The 25073-nt window shown below is 44.2% G+C and carries 20 protein-coding genes; 5 read left to right on the plus strand and 15 right to left on the minus strand.

The features are described from left to right. Nucleotides 1–10 precede the first annotated feature (10 nt). The 5 genes from ACOJR9_RS16060 (at nucleotide 11) to ACOJR9_RS16080 (ending at nucleotide 4717) form a co-directional block, all read left to right on the plus strand. Nucleotides 11–229, plus strand: a complete 219-nt coding sequence (locus tag ACOJR9_RS16060; protein WP_420933921.1) for a VF530 family DNA-binding protein — start codon at nucleotides 11–13, stop codon at nucleotides 227–229. 148 nt (nucleotides 230–377) lie between these two features. Further along, nucleotides 378–1088, plus strand: a complete 711-nt coding sequence (locus ACOJR9_RS16065) for a methylamine utilization protein (RefSeq protein WP_420933922.1) — start codon at nucleotides 378–380, stop codon at nucleotides 1086–1088. A gap of 8 nt (nucleotides 1089–1096) precedes the next feature. Next, a complete protein-coding gene (locus ACOJR9_RS16070) occupies nucleotides 1097–3424 on the plus strand; it encodes an EAL domain-containing protein (protein WP_420933923.1) in 2328 nt (775 codons plus the stop codon). Further along, nucleotides 3421–4266: a DUF3034 family protein gene (locus ACOJR9_RS16075; RefSeq protein WP_420933924.1), complete on the plus strand. Its 846-nt coding sequence runs from the start codon at nucleotides 3421–3423 to the stop codon at nucleotides 4264–4266. Before ACOJR9_RS16070 ends, ACOJR9_RS16075 begins: the two co-directional genes overlap by 4 nt. A 4-nt stretch (nucleotides 4267–4270) precedes the next feature. Beyond that, complete coding sequence (locus tag ACOJR9_RS16080) at nucleotides 4271–4717, plus strand: group I truncated hemoglobin (protein ID WP_420933925.1); 447 nt, start codon at nucleotides 4271–4273, stop codon at nucleotides 4715–4717. 79 nt (nucleotides 4718–4796) lie between these two features. On the opposite strand, the gene ACOJR9_RS16085 is transcribed toward ACOJR9_RS16080, so the two are convergent. From ACOJR9_RS16085 to ACOJR9_RS16155, 15 genes are all read right to left on the minus strand, one after another. Further along, entirely contained in the window at nucleotides 4797–8171 is a 3375-nt protein-coding gene (locus ACOJR9_RS16085; RefSeq protein WP_420933926.1) for a glycoside hydrolase family 2 TIM barrel-domain containing protein, read from the minus strand. 232 nt (nucleotides 8172–8403) lie between these two features. Beyond that, nucleotides 8404–9303: an MBL fold metallo-hydrolase gene (locus tag ACOJR9_RS16090; protein WP_420933927.1), complete on the minus strand. Its 900-nt coding sequence runs from the start codon at nucleotides 9301–9303 to the stop codon at nucleotides 8404–8406. Nucleotides 9304–9546: 243 nt separating this feature from the next. After that, nucleotides 9547–9795, minus strand: a complete 249-nt coding sequence (locus ACOJR9_RS16095; protein WP_420933928.1) for a DUF1653 domain-containing protein — start codon at nucleotides 9793–9795, stop codon at nucleotides 9547–9549. Between the two features lie 83 nt (nucleotides 9796–9878). Next, nucleotides 9879–10949: a DNA polymerase IV gene (gene dinB / locus ACOJR9_RS16100; protein WP_420933929.1), complete on the minus strand. Its 1071-nt coding sequence runs from the start codon at nucleotides 10947–10949 to the stop codon at nucleotides 9879–9881. Nucleotides 10950–11246: 297 nt separating this feature from the next. Further along, nucleotides 11247–14837 carry an FG-GAP repeat domain-containing protein gene (locus ACOJR9_RS16105; RefSeq protein ID WP_420933930.1) on the minus strand — a complete coding sequence of 1197 codons (3591 nt, stop codon included), beginning with the start codon at nucleotides 14835–14837 and terminating at the stop codon, nucleotides 11247–11249. 315 nt (nucleotides 14838–15152) lie between these two features. Next, nucleotides 15153–15386 (minus strand): (Na+)-NQR maturation NqrM, encoded by a 234-nt coding sequence (nqrM, locus tag ACOJR9_RS16110; RefSeq protein ID WP_032095528.1) that lies wholly within the window; start codon nucleotides 15384–15386, stop codon nucleotides 15153–15155. Nucleotides 15387–15395: 9 nt separating this feature from the next. Beyond that, entirely contained in the window at nucleotides 15396–16424 is a 1029-nt protein-coding gene (locus tag ACOJR9_RS16115; RefSeq protein ID WP_420933931.1) for an FAD:protein FMN transferase, read from the minus strand. 75 nt (nucleotides 16425–16499) lie between these two features. Next, nucleotides 16500–17732 (minus strand): NADH:ubiquinone reductase (Na(+)-transporting) subunit F, encoded by a 1233-nt coding sequence (gene nqrF / locus ACOJR9_RS16120; RefSeq protein ID WP_420933932.1) that lies wholly within the window; start codon nucleotides 17730–17732, stop codon nucleotides 16500–16502. Between the two features lie 20 nt (nucleotides 17733–17752). Continuing rightward, on the minus strand, nucleotides 17753–18361 hold the full coding sequence (gene nqrE / locus ACOJR9_RS16125) for an NADH:ubiquinone reductase (Na(+)-transporting) subunit E (RefSeq protein ID WP_420933933.1): 609 nt from the start codon (nucleotides 18359–18361) through the stop codon (nucleotides 17753–17755). A 3-nt stretch (nucleotides 18362–18364) separates the two neighbouring features. Next, nucleotides 18365–18997, minus strand: coding sequence for an NADH:ubiquinone reductase (Na(+)-transporting) subunit D (locus ACOJR9_RS16130; protein WP_420933934.1), 633 nt, complete (start codon nucleotides 18995–18997; stop codon nucleotides 18365–18367). Between the two features lie 10 nt (nucleotides 18998–19007). After that, the gene (locus tag ACOJR9_RS16135) at nucleotides 19008–19772 is read right to left on the minus strand and encodes a Na(+)-translocating NADH-quinone reductase subunit C (protein WP_420933935.1); all 765 of its coding nucleotides are present in this window, start codon (nucleotides 19770–19772) and stop codon (nucleotides 19008–19010) included. After that, the gene (locus tag ACOJR9_RS16140) at nucleotides 19762–20964 is read right to left on the minus strand and encodes an NADH:ubiquinone reductase (Na(+)-transporting) subunit B (RefSeq protein WP_420933936.1); all 1203 of its coding nucleotides are present in this window, start codon (nucleotides 20962–20964) and stop codon (nucleotides 19762–19764) included. The genes ACOJR9_RS16135 and ACOJR9_RS16140 overlap by 11 nt, the downstream gene beginning before the upstream one ends. A gap of 3 nt (nucleotides 20965–20967) precedes the next feature. Further along, the gene (locus ACOJR9_RS16145; RefSeq protein ID WP_420933937.1) at nucleotides 20968–22308 is read right to left on the minus strand and encodes a Na(+)-translocating NADH-quinone reductase subunit A; all 1341 of its coding nucleotides are present in this window, start codon (nucleotides 22306–22308) and stop codon (nucleotides 20968–20970) included. 485 nt (nucleotides 22309–22793) lie between these two features. Then, nucleotides 22794–23972 carry an enoyl-ACP reductase FabV gene (gene fabV / locus ACOJR9_RS16150; RefSeq protein ID WP_420933938.1) on the minus strand — a complete coding sequence of 393 codons (1179 nt, stop codon included), beginning with the start codon at nucleotides 23970–23972 and terminating at the stop codon, nucleotides 22794–22796. A 280-nt stretch (nucleotides 23973–24252) separates the two neighbouring features. After that, nucleotides 24253–24873: an FKBP-type peptidyl-prolyl cis-trans isomerase gene (locus tag ACOJR9_RS16155; protein ID WP_420933939.1), complete on the minus strand. Its 621-nt coding sequence runs from the start codon at nucleotides 24871–24873 to the stop codon at nucleotides 24253–24255. Nucleotides 24874–25073: the final 200 nt, after the last annotated feature.

Raw genomic sequence — 25073 nt, forward strand, 5'->3', positions numbered from 1 at the left:
TGGTGTCCACTTGAACGAACAACCCAATAACCCCCTTCACGGACTGACCCTTGAAAGAATCGTCACGCAGCTTCACGAGCGCTATGGATGGGAAGGTTTATACTATCGCATTCGCATTAATTGCTTTCAAAATGATCCATCAATTAAATCGTCGTTGAAGTTCTTGCGCAAAACTCAGTGGGCGAGAGACAAAGTAGAGCAGCTTTTTATTCAGACATTTTCCAAGTAGCCATACCAACACTGAAACGGTAATATTTATATGATCAAAACATAGAGACGCTAATCAACTCAGGATTATTGTTTATATTTTTAGTGTACGCCAGAGCATAAATGCTGCTATGTTTAACAAAAAAGAATAGCGGGTAAGGAACAAAAACGTGATCAAACATGCTGTTGTATTTCTATCGTTGTTCGGCCACACGTTTTTTTGTGCTGCAGCAATACATAATGTGTTGGTAATCGACCAAGACAACAAGCCCGTCAGTAATGCTGTGGTCGCTTTTCTACCTAGTACTGACAGATTGGAAGCTTCTCCTAGTGCACCTGCCGTTACTCACCAAGAAACTGCCGAGCACGCTTCTATCACTAATGCCCAAGGCGATGGTGAGCAGGTGGCCATTATGGACCAAGTGGATAAGCAGTTTTTACCTCGCGTTATTGCTATTCAAAAAGGCCAAAGGGTCAAATTTCCCAATAGTGATGATATACGCCATCACGTTTATAGCTTCTCCCCCATCAAACCATTCGAAATAAAGTTGTATAAAGGATCGAATGTCGATCCTGTTTTGTTTGATAAGGCAGGTATTGGTACCCTTGGCTGTAATATACATGACGATATGGTGGGGCATGTTTACGTGTCAGATGGGGAAATAACCAGCGTATCTGATGTTAACGGCGTAGCGAGCTTTGACCAGTCAGTGCCAGAAAGTGTGATAGTGTGGCACGAAGATTTATCATTAGATGGCAGCTTAAAAGTGAAAGTATTGCTCAATGACAAGAATGGAACTGCTACTGCTCAGGTTGAATTGGTTCGCCGTGCACCTCCTTCTCAAAAACGCACGTTCGGTTCTAACCGTTTTGGCGGTTGAGACAGCCATTGAAGTCTTACTCTCTCAATCAACATGTATTTAGACTCGCAGCAGGGTTGGTCTTACTGTCAACACTAGCCATACTGCTGAGCGTGTGGTCGTCTACTACTGAACATGCTAAACGTGAACTAGCCGAGAGCCTTGAGGTTGCACGCTACGTGGTAGCAGAAGTTTTCAGTAATCGTGAAGAGCAGTTATTTACCAACGCAAGTGTACTTACTGATGATTTTGGCTTTAAAAGCGCAGTAGCATCACAAGATAACGCCACCATAACGAGCACCTTGGAAAATCACGGTAAGCGAGTTGGCGCAGACATGATGGCGTTGCTATCGTTATCGGGAAGTATTAACAGCAGCACTTCCGAAGGATTGCAAGCTGGACAGCAATTTCCCCATCCTCAATTAGTGCAAAATGCTTTACAACAAGGTGGCGAAAATGCATTTATTGTGATTAACAATGAGCTGTATCAAGTGCTGCTGTTACTTGTCGAAGCACCTAGTCCCATCGCTGTCGCTGCGATAGGCTTTAAAATTGATGCTCCCGTTTTAGCTCGTTTAAAATCGATTACGCTTTCAGAAATCGCCATTGTGGCAGAAGAAAAAGGCAACATTATCTTTAAGCAAACTACACTCAGTAACGCTCAAGAAAATTATAAGCGTGTTAACGGCGTAGACGAACTTTCTTGGCTCTCTTTTATTCCCTCAAACCAAGCCCAACTCATTACGCAATACATACCATTATTCAGTGATAATGATACAAAAATTACGCTAGAGCTTTCAGAGAGTGCACAGACTTTATTAACCGAGTTTGCCAAACTACAAAAACAAATTAGTATCATTGCCGCCCTGCTTCTTGCAATATCGCTTATTATTGCAGCGTTGTTTGCAAAACGGATATCACAGCCTCTTCGCCGATTATCCACAATATCGCAAGAAATAGCTGCAGGTGTGTATAACCACAAAACGTTTGTTACTTCCCACACCACAGAAATTGCGGCACTTTCCGACTCTTTTCAGTCAATGCAAAGCAATATTCAAATGCGGGAAGAACAAATTCAATTTCAAGCCAGCCACGATTTGCTGACGGGCCTAGTCAACCGCTATCACATTGCCGATGTTATTAACAAAAGGTTGTATAACAAAGAGTCTTTTGGGGTCATTGGAATAAACATTCTGAGTTTTCGAAATGTCAATGATGTGTTTGGTTATCACAATGGCGACTTGTGCTTACACACTTTAGCCGGGCGCTTAGATGAACTTGGCGGTAAGGCAGCAAGACTCAATGGCGGTGAGTTTTTATGGATGCCCGAATCTAGGCTCAGTAGCAACGATTTGGCCGCTATTCAAACCGAGCTAGAAGCGCCTATTTACGCAGAAGGCGTGGTAATTACACTGAAGCTGTCCTTTGGTGAATTACACTGCCCGGAAGACGCCGACGATCCCTCCACCCTATTAAAACGTCTGGCGATTACGTTAGACCATGCCCGTCATTTGCAAGATCACCGCGTTCGCTACAGTCCAGATTTCGACGCTGAGTACACTCGACGTATTAGCATTATTACTGAATTAAAACAGGCTCTGCACCGCGATAGTCCTGAACTTTCCTTGGTATATCAGCCCAAGTTATGTTTGGCCACTAGCACAATAAGCCATGCGGAAGCGTTAATGCGCTGGACCAGCAAAACACTTGGTTTCGTGGGCCCCGATGAATTCATATTAGTTGCCGAACAGGCAGGGCTAATAGGGGCCGTTACCGACTGGGTAATAAAGCGCGCCATTAACGACACCAAAATGTTTGTTGATAACAATGTTGAGCTGTGCGTTGCCATTAACCTATCAGCCAAAGACATATTGAATAAGGCACTACTGCCAAAGATAAAATCTCGTATCTCAGAAGCTGGGCTATCACCTACGCAACTTTCCTTTGAAATTACCGAAAGTGATTTAGTGAGTGATGCGCAGGGGGTATACAGTGAGCTTGGTTTGTACCGCGAGGCAGGGTTTGCTCTGGCCATTGATGATTTTGGTACGGGTTACTCTTCGCTATCGTATTTAAAAAGCTTACCCGTTAACGAACTTAAAATAGATAAAAGCTTTGTACTGAATTTAGATAAAAACCAAAGTGACCAACAGATAGTAAAAACAATCATCGATTTAGCCCATAATTTCGACTTAAACGTGATCGCTGAGGGCGTCGAAACGCTATCAAGTCTATCGTTGCTTAATCAATGGGGGTGTGATTATACCCAAGGCTACTTTATCTCTCGCCCCGTATCGATAGAGCAATTTATGCAATGGTACAAAAACAACAAACATACTGACTGGTTATCACAATGAAACACTGCACGGCGATGTTATCCGCCCTTTTATTGATTTTTTGCAACAATACAGCCAGTGCTGGCGATGGCAAATTGCTCGGTACTGCTGGCCTAATACAGGTAGAAGGCTCCGGCGGTGGTGGAATTGTGCCTTGGGCAACGCTGGCTGGCTACGATACACAAGACCAAGTATCGGTTAATGCTGTGATGACACAGGTCGACCTTGACAGCTACCGTCTCAATGTTATGGGTGTATCCGCCTCTTTCTACGACCGAATCGAAATAAGTGCAGCCCACCAGCGTTTTGACTTAAAAGAGCTTGGCGGTGACATCAGGCAAAATATATTCGGAGTAAAATACCGTCTTTATGGTGATGCGGTTTACTCCCGCTTACCCCAAGTCAGCGTTGGCCTTCAACACAAACGACTTGAAGATGGTGCAATAGCAGAGCTACTTGGCGCTGATTCATCATCAAACGGTACCGACTATTATATTGCAGCGACTAAAATTCATTTGGGTGCTATAGCGGGCTTTAATGCGGTGTGGAATGTAACGGCGCGAGCCACAAAAGCCAACCAGCTTGGTTTGCTGGGGTTCGGCGGAGCTGAAAACAACGATTATGAAGTGATGCTTGAAGCCTCAGCAGGCATATTGCTCTCGCGCAGCGTTGCCATTGGCGCAGAATATCGTCAGAAACCTGATAACTTAGGGTTAGGTGAAGATGATTGGGTAGATTACTTTGTTAGCTATATCCCTAACAAACACGTTGCACTTACCCTTGCTTGGGCTGAGCTTGGCAGCATTGCAGGTGCACAAGATCAAAACGGCCTCTATCTCTCAATAAATGGCCAATTATGGTGATATTATGTTGATAAATCGTGTTCTCCCCTTCATCAGTTTTTTAGCAATTATCGGATTGAGTGGTTGCTCGACAACCGTTGGGGACGCTACCCCATCATCAAGCGTATACTCAGAGCTAGGCGGCAGCAAAAAGGTAGAGGAAATAGTGGATAACTTCGTTGTTGAGATTGAGCGCGACCCCGTTATTCTCGCTTACTTTGATGGCGCAGATATTAACCGCTTTATCGATAAATTAAGTGAACAAATATGTCATCGCACCGGCGGCCCCTGCGAGTATTCAGGCGATACTATGGAGCAAGTGCACGGTGGTATGAATATTACTGAAGCCGACTTTAACCGCACCGTTGACCTGCTTATTAACGCAATGAATAAGGCAGACGTGCCCCACCAACTGCAAAATAAAGTGCTAAGAGTACTTGCGCCTACTCGCGATGAAATGCTTTATTTATAGCCGATTAAGCACAATCCTTTGCCCAGCAATGTACACGCTCATTATAGTTACACAGCCGCTACTGCGGCTGTGCTTTTAGTTACTGCACCTGAATACTAAAGCTATAGTGGTAGTCTCTCCACGGCAACGTGTATTTGAACAGTGGAGGACTCATCCACGAATCGGTACCAGCAACCCCACGCTGCTTAAAGTCGATATTCACAAAGGGCGAGTTTTGCTTTGGTATGTCATGAGGGTGAGAGCCTGTTTTTGTTAGCCCATCGTAATCTTCAATATCGCGATATTCCGCATTAAAACCAATGGTTGGCGAGCCCGTAAAAGTAATGTGCGGACGTGTAGTAGCACTGTTGTTTAACGATTCATCAGCATAAAAACTTACCTCGTAAACGTCTGTGCGATGCCCATTTTCTTGAGGACGAACGTAATCATGACCTAAATCAGAAATAGGCATGCTATAACGTTTGAAAAAGGCAGCTGATTTTCGGTCCCAGTAGCTTTCAAAGGGCCCTCGCCCAAACCACGATACTTTGCTGTAGTCATCGTTTAGTTGCAGTCGGTGTCCAATACGTGGAAGCGCTGCCTGAAAACGGTGAGGCGCGGCTAAAAGCCAAACGTCTACGTTTAAACTAGAGGAGTTTATGCGGTACGTTGTTTTATAACGACTCTCTAGCAAAGGAAAGTAGTGCTCGGTAGTCACTGAGTAGCCGTCGTTAATCCGTTCAGACGTCATTGAGACTAATTCAGCGCGCTTATCCACACCTTGCCAAACCGCACTTTTCTCTGGGAATCCCTCGCCATAGTCATTGTCGGTAGGAGCGCGCCAGAACCAAGGAACTAATGGTGACTCAAGCAATTGATAGTTATCAGCCTCAATGGATGATAACCATCCCGATTGAGTATCAATCGAATAGCGCGTGTTGTTGGCGCGCATTACCCATTGATTTGCACCCTTAACCAACTGCCCTTCATTCGTCTGCGGCTCGTTAACTAATTCTTCATTTATTTTTTCGCCATGCTTCAAATTTTGCAAAGGCTGAGCGTAGTGAACTTTCGAGATATTTGCAGGATACGCTAACTGTACTTTTGCTATTTCGTGCCCTTGAGGCAGTGCCTTTGTCGCCTTGTTCAACGTGAAATACAGTGACAGGTGATACCGAGTGTGTTTTTGACGTTGGGTGTTTATAGAGAGCGCAATGGCTTTTTTCGCACGAGGAGCAATGGACAAGGTATCTATTTCGCCAGTTTCAACTACCTCACCGTCAGCCAGTAATTCCCACCGAAGCTGCAAATCATTAGTAGAGGTAAAAAAACGTCTATTTTCGATGATAACTTCATTGCTCTGAGCAGAAGTAAAGGCAACATCCATATCTTGATAAACATACTTTACTTCATGAGCATGAGGATGTAATTGACGAGTCGCTGTGAGCAGCCCATTCGCAGAAAAATTACCGTCGTGATACTGCCCGTCTTCTTCAAAGTCTCCGCCATAACCTTGAAACTCAATACCTGAGGCGGTTTCAGTAGTAATCGTCTGGTCTACCCAATCCCAAATAAACCCTCCTTGTAGCGGTTTATGTTTGCGTATTAACGCCCAATATTCATTGAGATTACCTACTGAGTTGCCCATCGCATGTTCGTATTCACATAAAATCATAGGACGATCGCTACCGATTTCTACGAAATTTTTCATCAAATCTATTGATGCATACATCTGTGCATACATATCGGTATGAGGCCTTAGTTGAGCCTGCTCTGACATAACTGGCAGCGATGTCCTTTCTTTAAGCCAATGGTATAAGTGTTCGATATTGGGGCCATCACCACTCTCATTTCCTGGCGACAACATCACAACTGATGCATGGTTTTTGCTAGCTTCGTACATATTGCGAATACGATCCTCGTAAGCCGGTCTCCACGAGTCTATATTCACCATATGACGGTCTGGGCTGTAGCTATGACCTTGGTTAGCTGCGCCAATACCGTGCGATTCAATATTTGCCTCATCAACAACATACAGACCAAGCTCGTCTGCTAACGCATACCACATTGGATGGTTGGGATAATGTGAGTTTCTCACCGCGTTAATATTAAGCGACTTCATTAACGTAATATCTTTTCGCATCGACTCTTGTGAAATCACGTGGCCCGTAACAGGGTCGTGCTCATGCCTATTCACACCCTTAAACAAAACAGGCTGACCATTAATGAGTATATTGCCATCTTTCAGCTCGCTTTTGCGAAAGCCCAACCGCAACCAAACAACTTGCTTAGTAATGTTATTGTCATCGAGCAACTGCACTCTCGTGTTATATAAAGTAGGCGTCTCGTGATTCCAGAACTCAATATTATCTATCTGCGTTTTTGAAAATTCGACAGTGTAAGTTGTATGCTGTGATTGTGTTGAGGATGCTAGCTGTGCGCTCCCGTTGATAGCCTCGGTTTGATCAAAAACAGGATTGCCGCTATCATCAAACAAGGTCATCTGTACACGCGCTTTGTCAGGTGTATCGCCAGTAATGGTGATAGATGACTCCAATGTACCAGCGGTATAGGTATTATTGAGCGATGCAGATGTCGCTATATCCTGAATTCTGGTTTTCGGTGTGCGATAAATAAAAACGTCTCTTTCTATACCGCTTAAGCGCCACATATCTTGAAGTTCTAAGTAGCTTCCATCTGACCAGCGATACACTTCTATCGCCATCGCATTGCTTCCAGCAGTTACATACTCGGTAATATCGAATTCCGCTGCAGTCTTACTGTCTTGAGAATACCCCACATAATGACCATTTACCCATAGTTTGAACGCAGACTTTACCGCGCCTAAATAGGCAATAACGGTGCTACTGTGCCAGTCTGATGGCAGCGTAAACTGTTTTTTATAGCGGCCAGTGGTATTTTTGTCTTTTGGAATTTCACCGAGGGACAAGTCATCTGAGGCACTGCCAAAGTCGGCGCGCATATTGACATAATTAGGGTTGCCATAGCCATTTAATGACCAATTTCCCGGTACTTGAATGTGTTCCCATGCTTGTGTATCGAATGTATTTTTATAAAAGTCGGTGGCGCCGGCGTCTGGCGACTCACTCAAACTGAAGTCCCACTCACCATTTAAACTTAAATAATCTTCACTTTTCCATGGCGTATAAGAGAACGTGCCTGGGTCGGTAGTAAAAGCAAAAAAATGGGCACGTGCAGGCAGTCTGTTTTGACTAAGTACTTTATGATCACTCCAAAGCGCCTTAACATCAATTTCAACTTTACCTGTTGCGCTTATACCTGCTGCCGTAGCGTTTGGCAGAGTTGAATATCTTTCTTCAGTCCCTGCTGTCTGCGTAGCGAAAGCACTTGCAGCAGCTACAAATAGCAAGATTGGTGATAGCGAAGTGAAAAGCATGCGAGATAAAAATGAGCGAGTGAACATGGATAAGGCCTTTGCGGAATTTGCAGTCATTCTAAGGTAAACGTTTTACCCAAGTAAAGGCCGAAGGTAACTTAATGTAACAATATTGTTAAAAATAAGACCAAGAGTGAAAAGAGCTTAAAAGCTATTCAAGAATGCGACGAGCTTCGCTTTACCCCAGAGGCCGACGCCCCTCGACCTATGAGTAACAGGAAAAGGGGCTAACTTTTGTAGTAAAAGAGGCTTATGCTATATAGCATGTAACATTTTAAGCTAATTCAATTTAAGCATCGTTATAAAGCGTGCTTATCCATTTTTCTTCGTTGATGAAGTTCCAGCTCCACTTAGCCCACTTATCTTCAAGCCCTATGGTTTTTACCTCATCAAGGCTCTTGCCTTCTTGCTTAAGGGCTTTTACATAATCAAATGTTTCGCTGATCATGTTAAAGAACGTCGAGTATTCTGCCTTGGTACCTACATCACCGTGACCGGGAATGATCACGGTGTTATTGTCTATCTTGGTCAGTAAATGCTGTACAGACTCCATGTACCCTACCACATTGCCGCCTGCTCCTTGATCTATGTAAGGAAACATTCCGTTAAAAAATAAGTCACCAGTATGCATAACGTTGGGCTGCTCGAACCATACAACACTGTCACCATCGGTATGACCCACGGGAAGGTGCATCACATGCACCGTCTCGTTGTTAAAATATATCTTGATGCCGTCTTTGTACGTTATTGTTGGCAGCGCGTCAGGCTCAACGTTTTCGTCTCCCGCTAAACGTACCCGAACGTTTTCATGAGCAAATATAGTGGCACCTTTATGGCTATGAAAAAAAGCATTCGAGCCGGTGTGGTCACCGTGATAGTGAGTGTTTATCACATACTTTGGTTTCTCGCTGCCAAGTTCGCCAAGTTGTGCTGCAATTTTTTCCGCAAGCGGAGCAAACTGATCATCAATAATGAGAACCCCATCGTCACCCGCAGAAACGCCGATATTGCCGCCCATTCCCGTTAGCATGTGCACAGCACCTTTAATGGGCGTTGCTGTTACTTCCACATTTGCAAACCTGTCTTGTGCAAGTGATACAGAAGTTGGTAACGCTACTGCGGATAGTGCAACGATTGCCGTCGCGATAAGCGACAATGGGTTTGTCGATACTTTCTGGATTGTTTTCATTTTTATTTCCTTGGGTGGATAACAGGTAATCTGTAATGCTTCAGCTCATTAAACGTTTGACGCTAAATAGTGAATTCAGCGCACTAGGCTCAACCAATACGGTACTGAGGAGTTAAAGAATGTTAATGCGCTCTGGGTTTAAGTGCTAGAAACTCAACTTGCAATAACGCAAGCACACATTGATTAATGACAAGTGATGCGATGCATTTTTTACTATGCCTTCATTATGGACAATCTGACTAGTTAGATCATTTTTTCGCCGTCAGGGATAGGGCCCACAAAGGCAAAACGCGAAAACGCCTTTCCATCTCGTTCAACGGTTTCTGTAAACATGTCAAGGGGGCGAACCCATAGCGCTCGCTCACCGTAACAGGGCCGGTATACCACCAGTTTCGATTCATCTTCTGAGTGTGTGGCAACCTCATATACATCGTACATATTGCCTTTATAATGCTTGTAGCGGCCTGGAGTGATGAGATTTGTCGTTTCCATAATTGTTATTGTTCTCTCGCTAGCTTTATTATTTGATTACGTTTTTTGACTGGTTTTACTGGCTTATCTCTATTGGCTTAGCTTTAATCGTCAAAAGGTAAAATCAACTGCTGTGTCGATTGATGGGCAGCTAAGCCTATATGTATTCCAACTAGGCGAATTCCCCGTCCATTGGCCCGCTCGAAAGCCTCCTCCATTAGCGAGGCAAAATAGTGCTCTTCAAGTATGGCATGCCGGTGTTCAACGGTGGTCAGCTGAAAATCGTTGAACTTGAGTTTTACACCCTGTGTTCTTAAGCGCACCGACTTGCCGGTCCTCTTCTTATGATTCTCCATGCGCTCTTGCAGTTTTTCAAGTAAATGGGGAAGAAATGCCTTGCACTGTTCAATTGTCTGAATGTCGTTACTTAAAGTACGCTCCACACCAATCGATTTTCGCTCGCGAGATATTGATAGTTCTCGCTCATCAATGCCATGAGCTCTTTCCCAAAGTACACTGCCAAACTTACCAAACTCTTTCTGTATTCGTTCGTAAGGATACTGGCGAACATCGTTACAAATATTGAGCCCCATGCGTGTCAACTTTTGCATCGTCACTTTGCCCACACCAGGTATCTTCTTAAGGGGCATGTTGCGAACAAACTCATCAAGATTATCAGGCGTAATCACGCAAATGCCATCGGGCTTGTTTTCATCACTCGCTACCTTTGCAACGAATTTGCATGGCGCAACACCTGCTGATGCGGTTAAACCCAATTCACTTTCGATTCTTGCGCGGATCTCTTCGGCTATTAATGTGGCACTACCGCCGCAAAACTGACTGTTAGTCACATCAAGATAGGCTTCATCTAATGACAATGGCTCTACCAAGTCTGTGTAGTCAGAAAATATTTTACGAATTTTTTGAGACTCGCTAGCGTAAGCGTCCATGCGGCCTTTTACTAAGGTAAGATTTGGGCACAGTTTCATGGCATAAGCGGTAGCCATTGCGCTACGTACGCCATATTGTCTTGCCGGGTAGTTACACGTTGAAATCACGCCTCTGCGATCGGAACTTCCTCCTATTGCAATGGGAATATTCTTAAGCGCAGGATTATCCCGCATTTCCACTGCGGCATAAAAACAATCCATATCAACGTGGATGATTTTTCGCATTGCCTGTCTTTGCTCTTAACGTGCTTACAAGAAGCTGTACAAAAAGACAGTATATTACCAATGTCGCTTAATTACACTATATCGCTCCAGATTCTTAATAAGATTAACAGAGCTTTTAGCTCCCTCTCTCCTAAACGGCAGAGCTTTAAATGAGAGCTTGTTATTTTTCAACAAAGCAGCCCAGACTAAGACTGTCTAAAACTCCAATATAGAGCGGTCAACACCAACGCTGTGACGTAACCGCTCAATCATGAATGCGCCTTAGAAAAGTATTAAAACTGACCTAATCGGCAGTAGTTACTCGACCCGACCCAACCAATACATTGCCCGAGCCGTAGCCATCATCACTTCTAGACTTCCTTCCTTAGATTTTCTCGCATGGAGAGAGTAACTACGAGGTGAACCAATCAACGATGGGCTTTTCCAGATAGGGGTGCCTTCAACCGTCATTTCGCTGAGTTCTGAAGTACCGTAATACCCCCAGTAGTCATCGTCATTCGACGAAGATACGAGTAGTGTCTGTTTAGTAGCAGACACTGGATTCGCTACCATATCGACAATATCAATGTTAACCGAAACGTCTGATGTTTTGGTCAAACTGGTGTCAGTAACATCAAACATAACCAGAGATTGTTTTTGATCGTTATAACAGGCCAACTCTGCGGCAGCATCACTATCAGCATTAATAAAGGTAAGGCGTGCACAAGAGGTATCGGTACTTGCAAGAATAGAGAAACCTGATGCCGTTGGCTTAAGTAATTGAGTTATGTTGTTGTCTTGAGAGAGCGCAACGTAGACATTGTCATTCATCGCGACGATATCAAAATCACGGAAATATTGAGGCATAGTGTAAGTAGCCAACATAACTTGATTATTCACGTCGACTGCTTTTAACGTGCGTCCATCGACATAAACTGCATCGTCGAAACCATCGTTATTAAAGTCAAATGATTTAATCACTGAAACATCGTTGGAATAGCTACCTGTAATCTCATATTGAATAGAGAAATCATTTAACTGCATTGCAGCAAATGCACCATCATAGGTTTGTGCAGTAGGCAAGAATAAATCGCCAGCACCATCATTGTTGTAATCGGTCGTGACAGCAATGCGAGAGTTATCCCAGTTTGTAGAAATCTCTCCACTAGTAATGTAATTACCCGTGTTCTCCATTAATAAAACCTTTGAGCCTTCATAGCCACTCCCCGTGCTCGGTACGAAGAAAACTGCGCGTTCGTCGCCAGGATACAAATCTGCCCACCCAGCCGCATTAAAACTGTCTAGCTGATGCGTAGTTGCTGCAGCTTTAATTGTTGCAGAAGTTGCAGTGACATCTGCTGTAACTAATAAATCTTCACCTGAAGAAGTAATGCCAGTGCCCCATAACAGTTCATTGAGGCCATCATTATCAGCATCTCCAAGGGTTAGCGAGGACGATCCATGATCAATCATATCAATGTTAAATACTGAAGTGAGCGTATTGTTAGACAACTTCATGGCGTGAATATTGCCCCATTGGCAGTCCCCTACTAGTAATACGGGATCGCTACCGTCGGTCAGTTTCCCTGCGCTAATGTCGCAAGTGTTAAAATTCTCAAAACTCGTAATTTGAGATTTGTTTTGTGCTGAGTACACATAGATGTAAGACCAACTGTCTGCACCAACAATCTCATCAATACCGTCGCCATTTATGTCAGCAACGACAAGGTGGTTACTACTAAATCCTGAACCCAAAAACCACTGGTTTTCACCCGACTCAAGGTCATAAACCAATCCAGAGTTTGTAACTAATTCCAACTGAGCGTCAGAATCTACGTTACCTAGTGCTATTTCATAGGTATCGTCTGCGGTGAAAGTAAAAAGAGGAGTCTCGGGCGAACTGAGATCAACCACTGCAATATATTTGGCTTCGTCATAATCGTATGTTGAATATAGGTAGGCCAATTCGTCATCGCCATCGTTATCGATATCACCAAGCACCGCACTATGTATATATTTATCAGTCATAATGAGCGTTGTAGCCGTTTCATTAATGTTGGTAAGCACGGATACGCTATGCTCAGATATCACTAAAATATCAGGGTAATCATCCTTATCAATATCTGTACTAAGCACTTGCTTAACTCTTCCACCTTCCTCAATTATGTAGGGATACATCCAGGTCTGGTTATAGCTACCGTTTTGATAAGACAGCAAAAAGACGCGGTTTTCTGAATCAGTGGAGAGAACTTCATTGTCGCCGTCGTGGTCAAAATCACCAATTGCCATTGAATTATTCAACTTAGGCACTTCAATACCCGAGCGGGCCAACTCTTGTACCTCGCTGTTAGTCACGGAGACAAATGTTTTGACTATTTCAGCACCATCTTCGCCAGTCGAAAAACCAAATGCGTAAAGCTGAGTTTTAAACAATTGATTATTCGGCACTTGCCAAGAAATGAATCCATCTTCATTGATAGTTGCACCTTTGGGAGCAGATACCAAAATAGGAACCCCTTGATTGTCGCCAAGATCTGGATCAGATACCGTTGCTTTGAATTCGATAAGCTCGCCAGGAGACACTGATTCAGGTAAGTTTTCGAACACGACTTGTGCCGGAGCATCCGCTAACACGATTGAAATGCGACCCGACTCCACAGAGTTAGCGCTATCTGAGACGACCATAGACACTTCTAACAAATCGTTAAAAACAGCACGGTAAGCCGGTAAGGTATCTCCTGAAACATCCTCTACTAGGGCACCGTTGATATACCAACGATAACTGACCGATAAGTCTTCTTCATCGGTATCGTTGTCATAATAATAGCCTGGACTAACGGTTATAGGTGTCGTCGTATCCACCGTGTCCCAAGTATAAAAATCAGGTGCGTTAACAGTTGGTGGGGCAGACATGTCAGGAACAGCGACGAGGAATCTGTCTGCAAGGTTACCACTAATTAAATCATAGACATCGACTAAAAATGTACCTATGTCGTAGTTACCATCGTTGTCTGTATCCTCTAAATATCGAATAGAACCTTGCTCGAACAATAACGTTGCAGTTATATCACCCGCCACAATTAATTCACCCACGTTCATGTATGGCGAGAGATATTCAGGGCTATCTGCTTTAATAACTAGCTTACCTTTAGAACCAACATAAAAGTCTAACTCAGCATGGTTAACGGTTTCAGAAAAACTATCAGACATATTGAAGTCGCCTTCTAATTTATACTGCTCTGCGCCAATAGTGAACGCGACATGCTGTCTGGTATCTGCACTATAGTTACCGTTAGTTTGACTGAAGCCTTCGTCAATTGAGACTACGCCCGACAAAGTGTAAGGTATGCCGTCGTCAGTCCAAGTAAGACTGTCGAAATACACACTGTATCTCACAGCGCTCTCAGTCACGCTTTCAATAGCGATGGCTGTTGACCCAGAAATGGCAACGCCATTGCTATACAACCAACAGTTTTGATAATTCATGGCGATGGTGGCCGTTAAGTTATCTGACACCTTACCATCGTAAGCAACACTGCCACCTTGATCGCAGGCATATGTTTTCGTAATCGTGCCGTCTTTCACGTCATCAGAGAAGTCCTGCTCCGCCAGTTCTGGCAAAGACATAACAGAATCATTAAATAATAAATTGAATGATCGTTGGACCAATTCCAGATTGACTTCCGCGTCGGTTGTTTTGCCTTTGTATTGAGCGTCTGCAATAGACTTAGCCGCAGTATTGAGTCGCGACGTATTGTAGTCTTTTGCGTTTTCGATGATTGAGGATGACGATACCGAAGAGGTACCACCGCCATTGCTCGGCACCTCAGCGTCTGAACCTCCGCCTCCACATGCGGCTAGGGATAATGCGATTACACTGAGGGCCCCGAGACGTACATTGCGTGTCATAGATCTTCCTTGATGTTTTATAATTGGTTGCAGAGTTGAGATTTTATGAAGCTTAAACTTAGCCTAAATAGTAATGTGTAGCAACGAAATACGGGTTGAACGTAGTGAAATTCTCGAATTTAAACGTCTCCCATACGCTCATTTGCATGCCTGACGCCCCATTTTCCCTGCTGACTCGTGGGACAATACGCTATTGACAGTATTCATTTAGCTGTTCGAACTCGACAAAGAATAGCTGTCTGAAAGATACAAAAAAGCGCTGTCGATTAGCATCAAACAGCGCTCTTAAATATTAGACCAAAGAAAGCCTAAGCATTACAAAATTTGGTTTTGCTTCCATTCATTTAGCTTTTTCTGACGTGCCTCTTCTTTTTCCATGCGCGACTTTTTGCGATCACAAGGTTCTGGGCAGTCACACGCTTTTTCTATACCGATTGCGCCTAACCCGCCACAACTTCCCGAAATAGTTTTTCGCTGCACCAAGTAACCGATGGCCATGGCTGCAACCATGGTCAAAAAGAAACCAAATGCGAGAATAAATGTAGACATACCTACCCCTTAATTGTGTACTGTGACCAGTTTATCAAATTCTGGCGACGCATACTCTTCAAAACTTTCACCTGTGCGACGAATAAGGAACACAGCAATGTTTTCCTGCTCCGCCACTTCAATAGCCTGTTTCCATCCCATGACATTAAACGCAGTGGCAAGCCCATCTGCGGTCATTGATGACGGGTGGATGACGGTTACCGACACTAAATTGTGGGATATTGGATAACCCGTAGTAGGATCAATAAGATGGGAATAGCGAATGCCATCTTCTTCATAATAATTACGATAGTCGCCCGACGTTGCCACAGCGTTTGTTCCAATCGACACCACTTTTTGAATAGCGCGCTCTGTGGTTACAGGCTTTTCGATAGCAATAAGCCACTCGCTACCATCGCCACGTAGTCCTTTAACACGCATCTCACCACCAATCTCAACTAGGTAGTTTTCAATGTTGTACTGCTCTAGTATTTCAGCCACTTCATCAACACCAAAGCCTTTAGCAATAGTAGATAGGTCGACATACAACATAGGGTGCTGTTTCTTTAGTCCCGTCTGAGTCGTACCTAACTTTTGATAACCTACGTAGTCACGAACATCATCGATATCATCGCGAGAAGGTACTCTTTCAGGTCGCTTAGTAGGGCCAAAACCCCATAGGTTAACTAAGGGACCTACGGTAACATCTAGCACGCCGCCACTTAAATTGGCTAGCCGTAACGCCTCATTGACTACAAGCAAAGTATCCTCAGACACTGCAAAATTATCGGTGTAACGATACTGATTAAAGCGTGATAACTCAGAAGTTGGGTCATACGTGGACATCATTTTGTTGACGTTTACCAATCGAGCATCAATCTCTGCCTGAAGACCTTCTACTGCCTTACCTTTATCTGCCAAATACTTAACATTATATGTTGTGCCCATAGTTTGCCCCTGAAGATGCACAACAGGGCGACTTTTATCGCTGCAACTTGCGAGCATTACCATGGCTATGGCAATAACAGCCAATAGAATTCGAACAAAAAATCGAATCACAATAAGTTCCTTTCTCTATTCTTAACACAAACAAAAAAGGGGCTTACGCCCCTTTTTTAAACATATTTGCGTAGATTAACCACCGAAGTCATCTAGCATGATGTTATCGTCTTCAACGCCTAAGTCTTTAAGCATGTTGATAACGGCAGCGTTCATCATAGGTGGCCCACACATGTAGAACTCACAGTCTTCTGGCGCTGGGTGATCTTTAAGATATCTCTCAAGTAACACTTGGTGAATGAATCCAGTCTCACCTTCCCAGTTGTCTTCAGGCTGTGGATCTGAAAGTGCCACGTGCCACTCAAAATTCTCATTTTCAGCCGCTAACTCGTCGAAATCTTCTGTGTAGAACATTTCACGAAGTGAACGTGCACCGTACCAGAAGCTCATCTTACGTGAAGATTTTAAGCGACGTAATTGGTCGAAGATGTGTGAACGCATTGGGGCCATACCAGCACCACCACCTACGAATACCATCTCGTTTTCAGTGTCTTTCGCGAAGAACTCACCGAACGGACCAGAGATAGTCGCTTTGTCACCCTCTTTAAGGCTCCAAATGTACGAAGACATTTTACCAGCAGGTAGGCTTAAGTTATTAGGCGGCGGCGTAGCAATACGCACGTTCAACATAATAATGCCTTCTTCCTCTGGGTAGTTCGCCATTGAGTAGGCGCGAATTGTTTCTTCGTCTACTTTCGACTCGATGTCAAAGAAGCCAAAGCGTTCCCAGTCACCACGGTACTCATCAGGAATTTCAAACTCTTTATACTTAACATGGTGAGCAGGTGCTTCAATTTGAATGTAGCCACCAGCGCGGAAAGGTACGCTTTCACCGTTAGGAATTTTAAGTTTAAGCTCTTTGATGAAGGTTGCTTTGTTGTCATTAGAGATAACTTCACAATCCCATTTTTTAACACCAAATACAGACTCTTCTAGCTCAATTTCCATGTCTTGCTTAATCGCAACCTGACACGATAAACGGCAGCCTTCACGTGCCTCACCTTTAGTGATGTGATCAAGCTCGGTAGGCAATATCTCACCACCACCTGAATGCACATCCACACGACACTGACCACAAGAGCCACCGCCACCGCACGCTGAAGATACAAAGTAACCAGCATCTGCAAGCGCACCTAGCAACTTGCCGCCTGGCTCAGTTTTAATAGCTTTGTCCGGATCGCCATTAATGGTAATAGTAACGTCACCACTTGGTACCAATTTAGACTTGGCAAACATGATGATGAATACTAGTGCCAATACAATGGCAATGAACATGCCGACGCCTAGATAAATTTCTACGTTATTCATTTAAATGCTCCCGAGCTCGATTAAAGCTGAATACCAGTGAATGACTGGAAGCCAAGCGCCATTAGACCCGCAATCATGAATACAGACCCTAGACCACGAATACCATCAGGCATATCGGCATATTTCAGCTTTTCGCGTACAGCGGCCAACAACACAATGGCAATTGCCCAACCGATACCACTTCCTACGCCGTAAACCACACTTTCGCTCAAGTTATATTCGCGTTGAACCGCAAATGCAACACCACCAAAGATTGCGCAGTTAACGGTGATCAACGGCAAGAATATACCAAGTGCGTTGTATAGCGCTGGGAAGAACTTGTCCAAACTCATTTCTAATATCTGTACCAACGCAGCAATAACGCCGATGAAGGTTAGAAAGTTAAGAAAACTTAAGTCGGCTTCTGGGAAGCCTGCCCATGCAAGCGCACCTGGAGCAAGGATATTAACGTAAATGATTTGGTTAACAGGTACTGATATACCAAGCACAACAACTACTGCTACACCAAGACCCATTGCAGTTTTCACTTTCTTAGAAACCGCCAAGAAGGTACACATACCTAAGAAAAGTGACAACGCCATGTTCTCAACAAATATTGAGCGAACAAATAACGACAAATAGTGTTCCACGACTTACTCCTTAGGCTCTACTTGCTCTGGACGGATAGTACGGATAAACCATATTAAACCACCGATTAAGAAGAATGAACTGAATGGCAGTATTAACAGCCCGTTACCCTGATACCAACCACCGTTCTGAACAAGTGGAAGGATCTCAAATCCTAAAATAGTACCAAAACCAAATAACTCTTTAATTGTACCAATCACTACTAGTACGAAAGAATATCCTAGGCCGTTACCTATCCCGTCGAGGAAGCTCATAAGAGGTGGACTCTTCATCGCATAGGCTTCTGCACGACCCATTACGATACAGTTAGTAATTATCAATCCAACGAACACCGACAGCTGCTTCGAAATTTCATACGAATACGCTTTCAATATTTGGTCAACAACAATTACCAGTGAGGCAATGATTGTCATTTGGATGATTATTCGAACACTAGAAGGAATCTGGTTACGAATAAGCGAGATAAACAAGTTTGAGAATGCTACGACACTTGTTAGTGCTAGTGACATTACCAATGCTGTTTCTAGCTTTGTGGTAATTGCCAGCGCTGAACACACCCCTAATACCTGAAGAGCGATCGGGTTGTTGTCCAATATTGGCCCAAAGAGGGCCTTTTTCATTTCTTTAGTTGCTGCCATGAGACTTCCCTTATGAACGCCATGCTTGGTTCTTCAGGAACTGGCCGAAGCCTTGCTCGCCTACCCAGTAGCGTATTGTATTTTCTACACCGTTACTCGTTAGGGTCGCACCTGAAAGCGCATCAATTGTGTGAGGATTGCTTGGGTTAGCATTCTTTACTACACGAATGGCTACATCACCGTTTTCGTATATTTCTTTGCCATCCCACTTATCCTGCCACGCTGGATTTTGAACCTCACCGCCTAGTCCTGGCGTTTCTTTTTGCTGATAATAAATGAGTTCACGAACAGTTTGTCCGTCTGCATCTAGCGCTAAGAAGCCATACATAAGGTCCCAAAGTCCGCTGCCGTGCACTGGAAGGATGATGCGCGATACATCACCTTGGGCATCACGTACCAGATAAACACTGGCTACGTCAGGACGGCGTTGGAAACCAACATTACTGTTTTTTACTTGCGTGCTGTATTCAGTTTGTTTAGCAGCCTTGTACATATCATAGTCTGCAGTTGGTGCCTCAACGAATTGACCGCTATCCAAATTAACGAAGCGCGGTTCTACTCGCTCGTCGTAAGTACTTTCGATAACGCTGTTACTCATGCCCATTTCGTAAAGACCTGCGGCATTAAGGATATTACTCTTCTTATCAAGAGCAGCGTTCGTTTGTTGTAACGAGCGCAGGCCAACGGCCGCGCCAGATACAACAATTGAACATACTAAACATACGGCAACAACAATGCCTACTGTTTTGCCTAAAGATTCTTTCTTAGCCGACACGTGCTACCCTCCGCTTGATATTGCTCTGCGCGACAAAATAGTCGAACAATGGTGCCCACAAGTTAGCAAATAGAATCGCTAGCATCACACCTTCTGGGAAGGCTGGGTTCAATACACGTATTAATACCGTCATGAATCCGATAAAGAAGCCGTAAGCCCATTTACCTTGGTTTGTGAATGCAGCAGATACTGGGTCTGTGGCCATAAAGAACATACCGAAGGCAAGTCCACCGACTACAAAATGCCAGTATGCGGGCATAGCAAACATCGCGTTGGTATCGCTACCGATTACATTGAGCAAAGTTGCAAAGAACGCTACACCTAGGCCAACACCGGCAACGATACGCCAGCTTGCTATCCCCATATACATAATGAACAAACCACCAAGAATTATCGCAAGGGTTGATACTTCACCGGCAGATCCTGAGATCGTACCCAAGAAGCTGTTCATCCATTGGTCCATGTTTGCGTAATCAAGGGTGCCAGAGGCTGCTTGACTTAGAGAAGTTGCACCAGAGTATCCGTCTGCCGCTACCCAAACTTGGTCACCTGAGATTTGTGCAGGATACGCAAAGTATAAGAACGCACGACCGGAAAGTGCTGGATTTAAGAAGTTACGGCCTGTTCCGCCAAATACTTCTTTGGCAATAACCACACCGAAGGTGATGCCCAATGCCACCTGCCACAAAGGAATTGTTGCAGGTAACGTTAATGCGAAAAGGACTGAGGTTACAAAGAAACCTTCGTTAACTTCATGTTTACGCACTGAAGCAAAAAGGACTTCCCAGAAACCACCTACTATGAAGGTAGTGGCATAAATAGGTAACCAGAAACACGCTCCGTAGAAGAACATGCCTAGTACGCCCGCATTTGATAGGTCTCCACCTAGGGCAGAGAACAGACCCGCTTGCCACGTATCTGGCAGTGTACCTGCACCAGCAGCAATCGCGTCTTGCGCTTGGAAGCCTATGTTGTACATACCAAAGAACATAGCTGGGAATGTTGCCATCCAAACCATGATCATGATGCGCTTGAGATCGATACTGTCGCGCACGTGAGTATTTGCTTTGTTTACTTTGCCTGGCGTGTAAAAGATGGTCGCCGCAGCTTCGTAAAGCGCATACCACTTTTCATGCTTACCACCTGGCTCGAAGTTCGGTTCGATTTTTTCTAAATACGCTTTTAAACCCATGACTTAACCCTCTTTCTCTATCGTGGCCAAACAGTCGCGTAAAATAGGAGCATAATTGTACTTGCCAGGGCATACATACGTACACAATGCCAAATCTTCTTCGTCCAACTCTAAGCAACCCAATGTCTGAGCACTGTCAGTATCACCAGAAATCAAATCTCTAAGCAAAAGCGTAGGAATGATATCTAGGGGCATAACGCGTTCATAATTACCAATTGGAACCATAGAGCGTTCAGAACCATTGGTAGTTGTTGTCATATCAAATTTCTTGCTGCCACCTAAGTGACCTAGGTAAGCACGTGTCACTGAGTGCTTGTCTGAGCCTGGAGTAATCCAACCCAAGAACTTTTTCTCGTGACCTTCTTTTAATAATGATACCTGCGTGTGGAAACGGCCTAAGAAGCCGTGAACACCTTGTGCTGTAGTACCGTTAAGCACAGAGCCAGACACAACGCGCACGTCACCGTCTACAAGTTCATTTTCTGTTAATTCTGCTAAATCAGCACCCACGGTTGTGCGAACAAGACGAGGGTTTTTAGCTGCAGGACCTGCAAGTGAAATGACACGTCGGCTATCTAGTTCACCTGTTGTCAGTAATGCGCCGATAGCGATTACGTCTTGGTAATTAACATGCCAAACGGTTTTGTTCATGCCAGCAGAATCCAAATAATGGATGTGCGTGCCTGGTAGACCGGCTGGGTGAGGACCACCAAACTCTTCAACGTCGACCGCTGCATCACCGGTTGCTACTGATGTACCTGGTGCTTTACAAACGTATGTCTTTCCACCGCTCAATTGTGTTAACGCCTTCAGACCATTTGCAAAGTCTTCTTGGCGCTCAGCAATGATCACAGCCGGATCGGCTGCGAGTGGATTAGTGTCCATTGCCGTAACGAAAATTGAGTTTGGTACAGAATCTAACGCAGGCGATTTGCTAAATGGACGCGTACGAATCGCTGTCCACATGCCAGATTCTACTAGGATTGATTGAAGCTGCTCTCGTGAAGCACTTGAGATGTGTTCAGCAGATAGCGTATCAAACTTAACAGCATCGCTGCCGCTTGCTTTGATAACTACAGACTGAAGCACTCGTTTTGCACCACGGTTAACCTCTACCACTTCCCCCGCAACTGGTGCAGTGAATTTTACGCCAGGGTTCTTTTTGTCTTCAAAAAGAACCTGGCCTTTCTTCACTACATCGCCAGCTTGGACGTGCATGGTAGGGCGCATACCCACATATTCTTCTCCCAGAATGGCAACGCGCGTTGCAGCAGATGCATCAGCAATCTCCTGCTTTGGCGCTCCCTCAATTGGGAGGTCGAGACCTTTCTTGATTTTTATCATATGTAATTGCACTACTCTAATATAAATACCCTTTTGCATAACCGCAGTTATCCTGCCTGTCAGCATGCAAAAGCGTACTAGTAACAGGTGCTAAACACCTTTTTGTTTTGATTAACGGAACTTACCGATAACGTCGCGGTATGCTTGCTACGTTCTAGCAACAGCTCATTCCTAACGCGGGCTTCTCGCCTTGTTTTTATTGGACAGCAGTATTTACACTATTTGTTGCTATTACTTAGATGTCAAATTCGCCACCGCTGAATAAGCAAAGCATCTTCAAAAGCACCTCACTTAATATCGGGATTTTAGCATTAACCAATACCTTTGTGCCACGCAAATCACAGATAAAGACAAAATTTTCGACAATTTAATGTAAACCTATGGTCTATATCGGCTAATTTTCACTTTTTAAGCGTTATATTCGCTGTAAAAAAGCCGCCTTTTGGAGGCGGCTTTCAACACATTTTAAGGTCACTAAACCGCGCTTACCAGCTTACTTGAGGATCGGTATCCTGCTCGTAATCTACCGACGCTATATCAAATCCGAATAGCTTAAGAAATTCGTGATGATAACCAGCGTAATCACTGAGTTCATGAAAGTTGTCTTGTGTGACTTGGTCCCACAACATCTTAATTTTTGCTTGAGTAGCATCGTTAGTTTCTTTCGCATCCATACGATAGCGATTAGCTTCATCAAGCGTTGGGTTATCACCAAAGAGGCACTGGGTGAATAACCCGTGAATTTGCTCAATACAGCCCTCGTGGGTGCCCTCTTCTTTCATCACTTTGTAAATGAGTGATATATAAAGGGGCATGACTGGAATTGCTGAACTTGCTTGGGTAACAAGTGCTTTGAGCGAGCTGACGTTAGCTTGTACAAAAAGTTCGCTATTTTTGCCAATAATGGCTGCTGCCGCACGGTCTAAGTCTTCTTTCGCTTTACCGATTGTCGCTTGCCCATAAATAGGCCAAGTTAATTCTTTACCGATATAGGTATAGGCAGTTGTTTTACATCCTTCGGCTAACACATCGGCATCGCGAAGAAAGTCCATCCAGCGCTCCCAATCTTCTCCGCCCATTACTTTTATGGTATTGAGAATTTCTTCATCGTTGGCAGGCTCTAAGGATACATCGTGAACTTTATCTTTATCAGTATCATACGTTTTCGTGGTATAGGCTTGGCCCACCGGTTTTAGTGTAGACTTGTAGATTACGCCCGTTTCTGGGTCTGTTCTTCGCGGTGAAGCGAGACTGTAGATAACAAGGTCTACTTTTCCGATGTTTTGCTTAATCTTTTCGATGGTTTCTACTTTTATCTCATCAGAAAATGCGTCGCCGTTCACAGTATCTGCGTATAGTCCTTTGGCGCTAGCTTCTTTGTGAAATGCGGCGGTATTATACCAGCCGGCAGTACCTGTTTTTCTCTCTGTTGGGGCTTTTTCAAAGCACACACCCAGGGTTTTGGCGCCATAGCCAAAGGCTGAAGTAATTCGAGATGCAAGGCCATAGCCCGTTGAGCTGCCAATAACGAGTACATTTTTAGGTCCATCACCTAAGTCGCCCTGGCCTTCCACGTATGCAATCTGTTCTTTTACTGATGCTGTACAGCCCGCTGGATGCGCGTTAGTACATATGAAGCCTCTCACTTTAGGCTTGATAACCATAATAATTTTCCTTATTTAAGCGTGGCGCTATTGTAATGCCGTCATTGCGTTTAACAACTCGGAGCAGATCGAAAGTAGTCAATACAGCATAACGCAAATAAAGGGGGATTGAATATGGCCTTTGCGAGAGCCTGACTGACTGAGCGATGTTTTTTACAGGGGGTAATTTTTACAGCGTAGGTTTTACTGAAGGCCGTTTTTGCTGGAGGTGCTTTATTACAACGGATAATTTTTTAGGAGCGATTGGGGCGCAGCAAAACACTGCGCCTCAATAAACTGACTAGCCTAAGATATCGAGTAACTCAACATCAAAAATCAGAGTGCTGTAAGGTGCAATTGCTGCGCCAGCACCTTGTTCACCATAGGCAAGATCGTGAGGCACATACAAACGCCATTTTGCGCCAACTTTCATGCTTTGGAGTGCTTCAGTCCAACCTTTTATAACGCCACCAACCGGGAATTCTGCAGGCTGGCCGCGCTCATAAGAGCTGTCGAATGTAGTACCGTCAGTTAGCGTACCGTGGTAGTGAACACGAACCGTACTTTCTGCTACTGGCGAATCCCCTTCACCTTCAGCAACCACTTCGTACTGAAGACCAGATGCTGTTACGTTAACTTCTTCACGTTTGGCGTTGTCTTCCAAGAATTGAGTTCCTGCTTCTATCACCGCTTTGCTTGCTTCTTCTTTTGCAGCTTGCATACGGTTGTGGATTTCACCGAACGCATCGCGAAGCGTGTCGTTATCAACTTGAGGTGCAGAAGCCGCAAACGCATCTTTTAAACCAGCTACAACAGCGTCAATCGCTAAGCCGTCAAATGGGTTAGATTGTAGTTGCTGGCCCATTTGGTAACCAATGCCGTAACTTGCTTGGGTTTCTACTGTATTGAAAGTATCAGTCACAATAACTCCTGAAATTAAATTACAAATGCAGTACGAATTTTAAACACATCGCGTATTGCGAATATTTTTCTGCATTTTCCGGTGCGAGAGTGTACCACACCACAATTTATCTTGCTTTCAGCATTGTTAATAAAGCTATTAAAGTATCAAAATGTTGTAAATTATAACCGAAAGAGGTTAGACAAGTTGCAAAGGACACA

This window comes from Alteromonas ulvae, assembly GCF_048987005.1.
Classification (GTDB): domain Bacteria; phylum Pseudomonadota; class Gammaproteobacteria; order Enterobacterales; family Alteromonadaceae; genus Alteromonas.

What these genes read in the sequence shown, in the direction of transcription:
- fabV (WP_420933938.1), bottom strand. Translation starts at nt 23,972, where the DNA reads ATGGTTATCAAGCCTAAAGTGAGAGGCTTCATATGTACTAACGCGCAT.
- ACOJR9_RS16140 (WP_420933936.1), bottom strand. Translation starts at nt 20,964, where the DNA reads ATGGGTTTAAAAGCGTATTTAGAAAAAATCGAACCGAACTTCGAGCCA.
- nqrF (WP_420933932.1), bottom strand. Translation starts at nt 17,732, where the DNA reads ATGAATAACGTAGAAATTTATCTAGGCGTCGGCATGTTCATTGCCATT.
- ACOJR9_RS16145 (WP_420933937.1), bottom strand. Translation starts at nt 22,308, where the DNA reads ATGATAAAAATCAAGAAAGGTCTCGACCTCCCAATTGAGGGAGCGCCA.
- ACOJR9_RS16085 (WP_420933926.1), bottom strand. Translation starts at nt 8,171, where the DNA reads ATGACTGCAAATTCCGCAAAGGCCTTATCCATGTTCACTCGCTCATTT.
- ACOJR9_RS16090 (WP_420933927.1), bottom strand. Translation starts at nt 9,303, where the DNA reads ATGAAAACAATCCAGAAAGTATCGACAAACCCATTGTCGCTTATCGCG.
- dinB (WP_420933929.1), bottom strand. Translation starts at nt 10,949, where the DNA reads ATGCGAAAAATCATCCACGTTGATATGGATTGTTTTTATGCCGCAGTG.
- nqrM (WP_032095528.1), bottom strand. Translation starts at nt 15,386, where the DNA reads ATGTCTACATTTATTCTCGCATTTGGTTTCTTTTTGACCATGGTTGCA.
- ACOJR9_RS16075 (WP_420933924.1), top strand. Translation starts at nt 3,421, where the DNA reads ATGAAACACTGCACGGCGATGTTATCCGCCCTTTTATTGATTTTTTGC.
- ACOJR9_RS16130 (WP_420933934.1), bottom strand. Translation starts at nt 18,997, where the DNA reads ATGGCAGCAACTAAAGAAATGAAAAAGGCCCTCTTTGGGCCAATATTG.
- ACOJR9_RS16095 (WP_420933928.1), bottom strand. Translation starts at nt 9,795, where the DNA reads ATGGAAACGACAAATCTCATCACTCCAGGCCGCTACAAGCATTATAAA.
- ACOJR9_RS16105 (WP_420933930.1), bottom strand. Translation starts at nt 14,837, where the DNA reads ATGACACGCAATGTACGTCTCGGGGCCCTCAGTGTAATCGCATTATCC.
- ACOJR9_RS16080 (WP_420933925.1), top strand. Translation starts at nt 4,271, where the DNA reads ATGTTGATAAATCGTGTTCTCCCCTTCATCAGTTTTTTAGCAATTATC.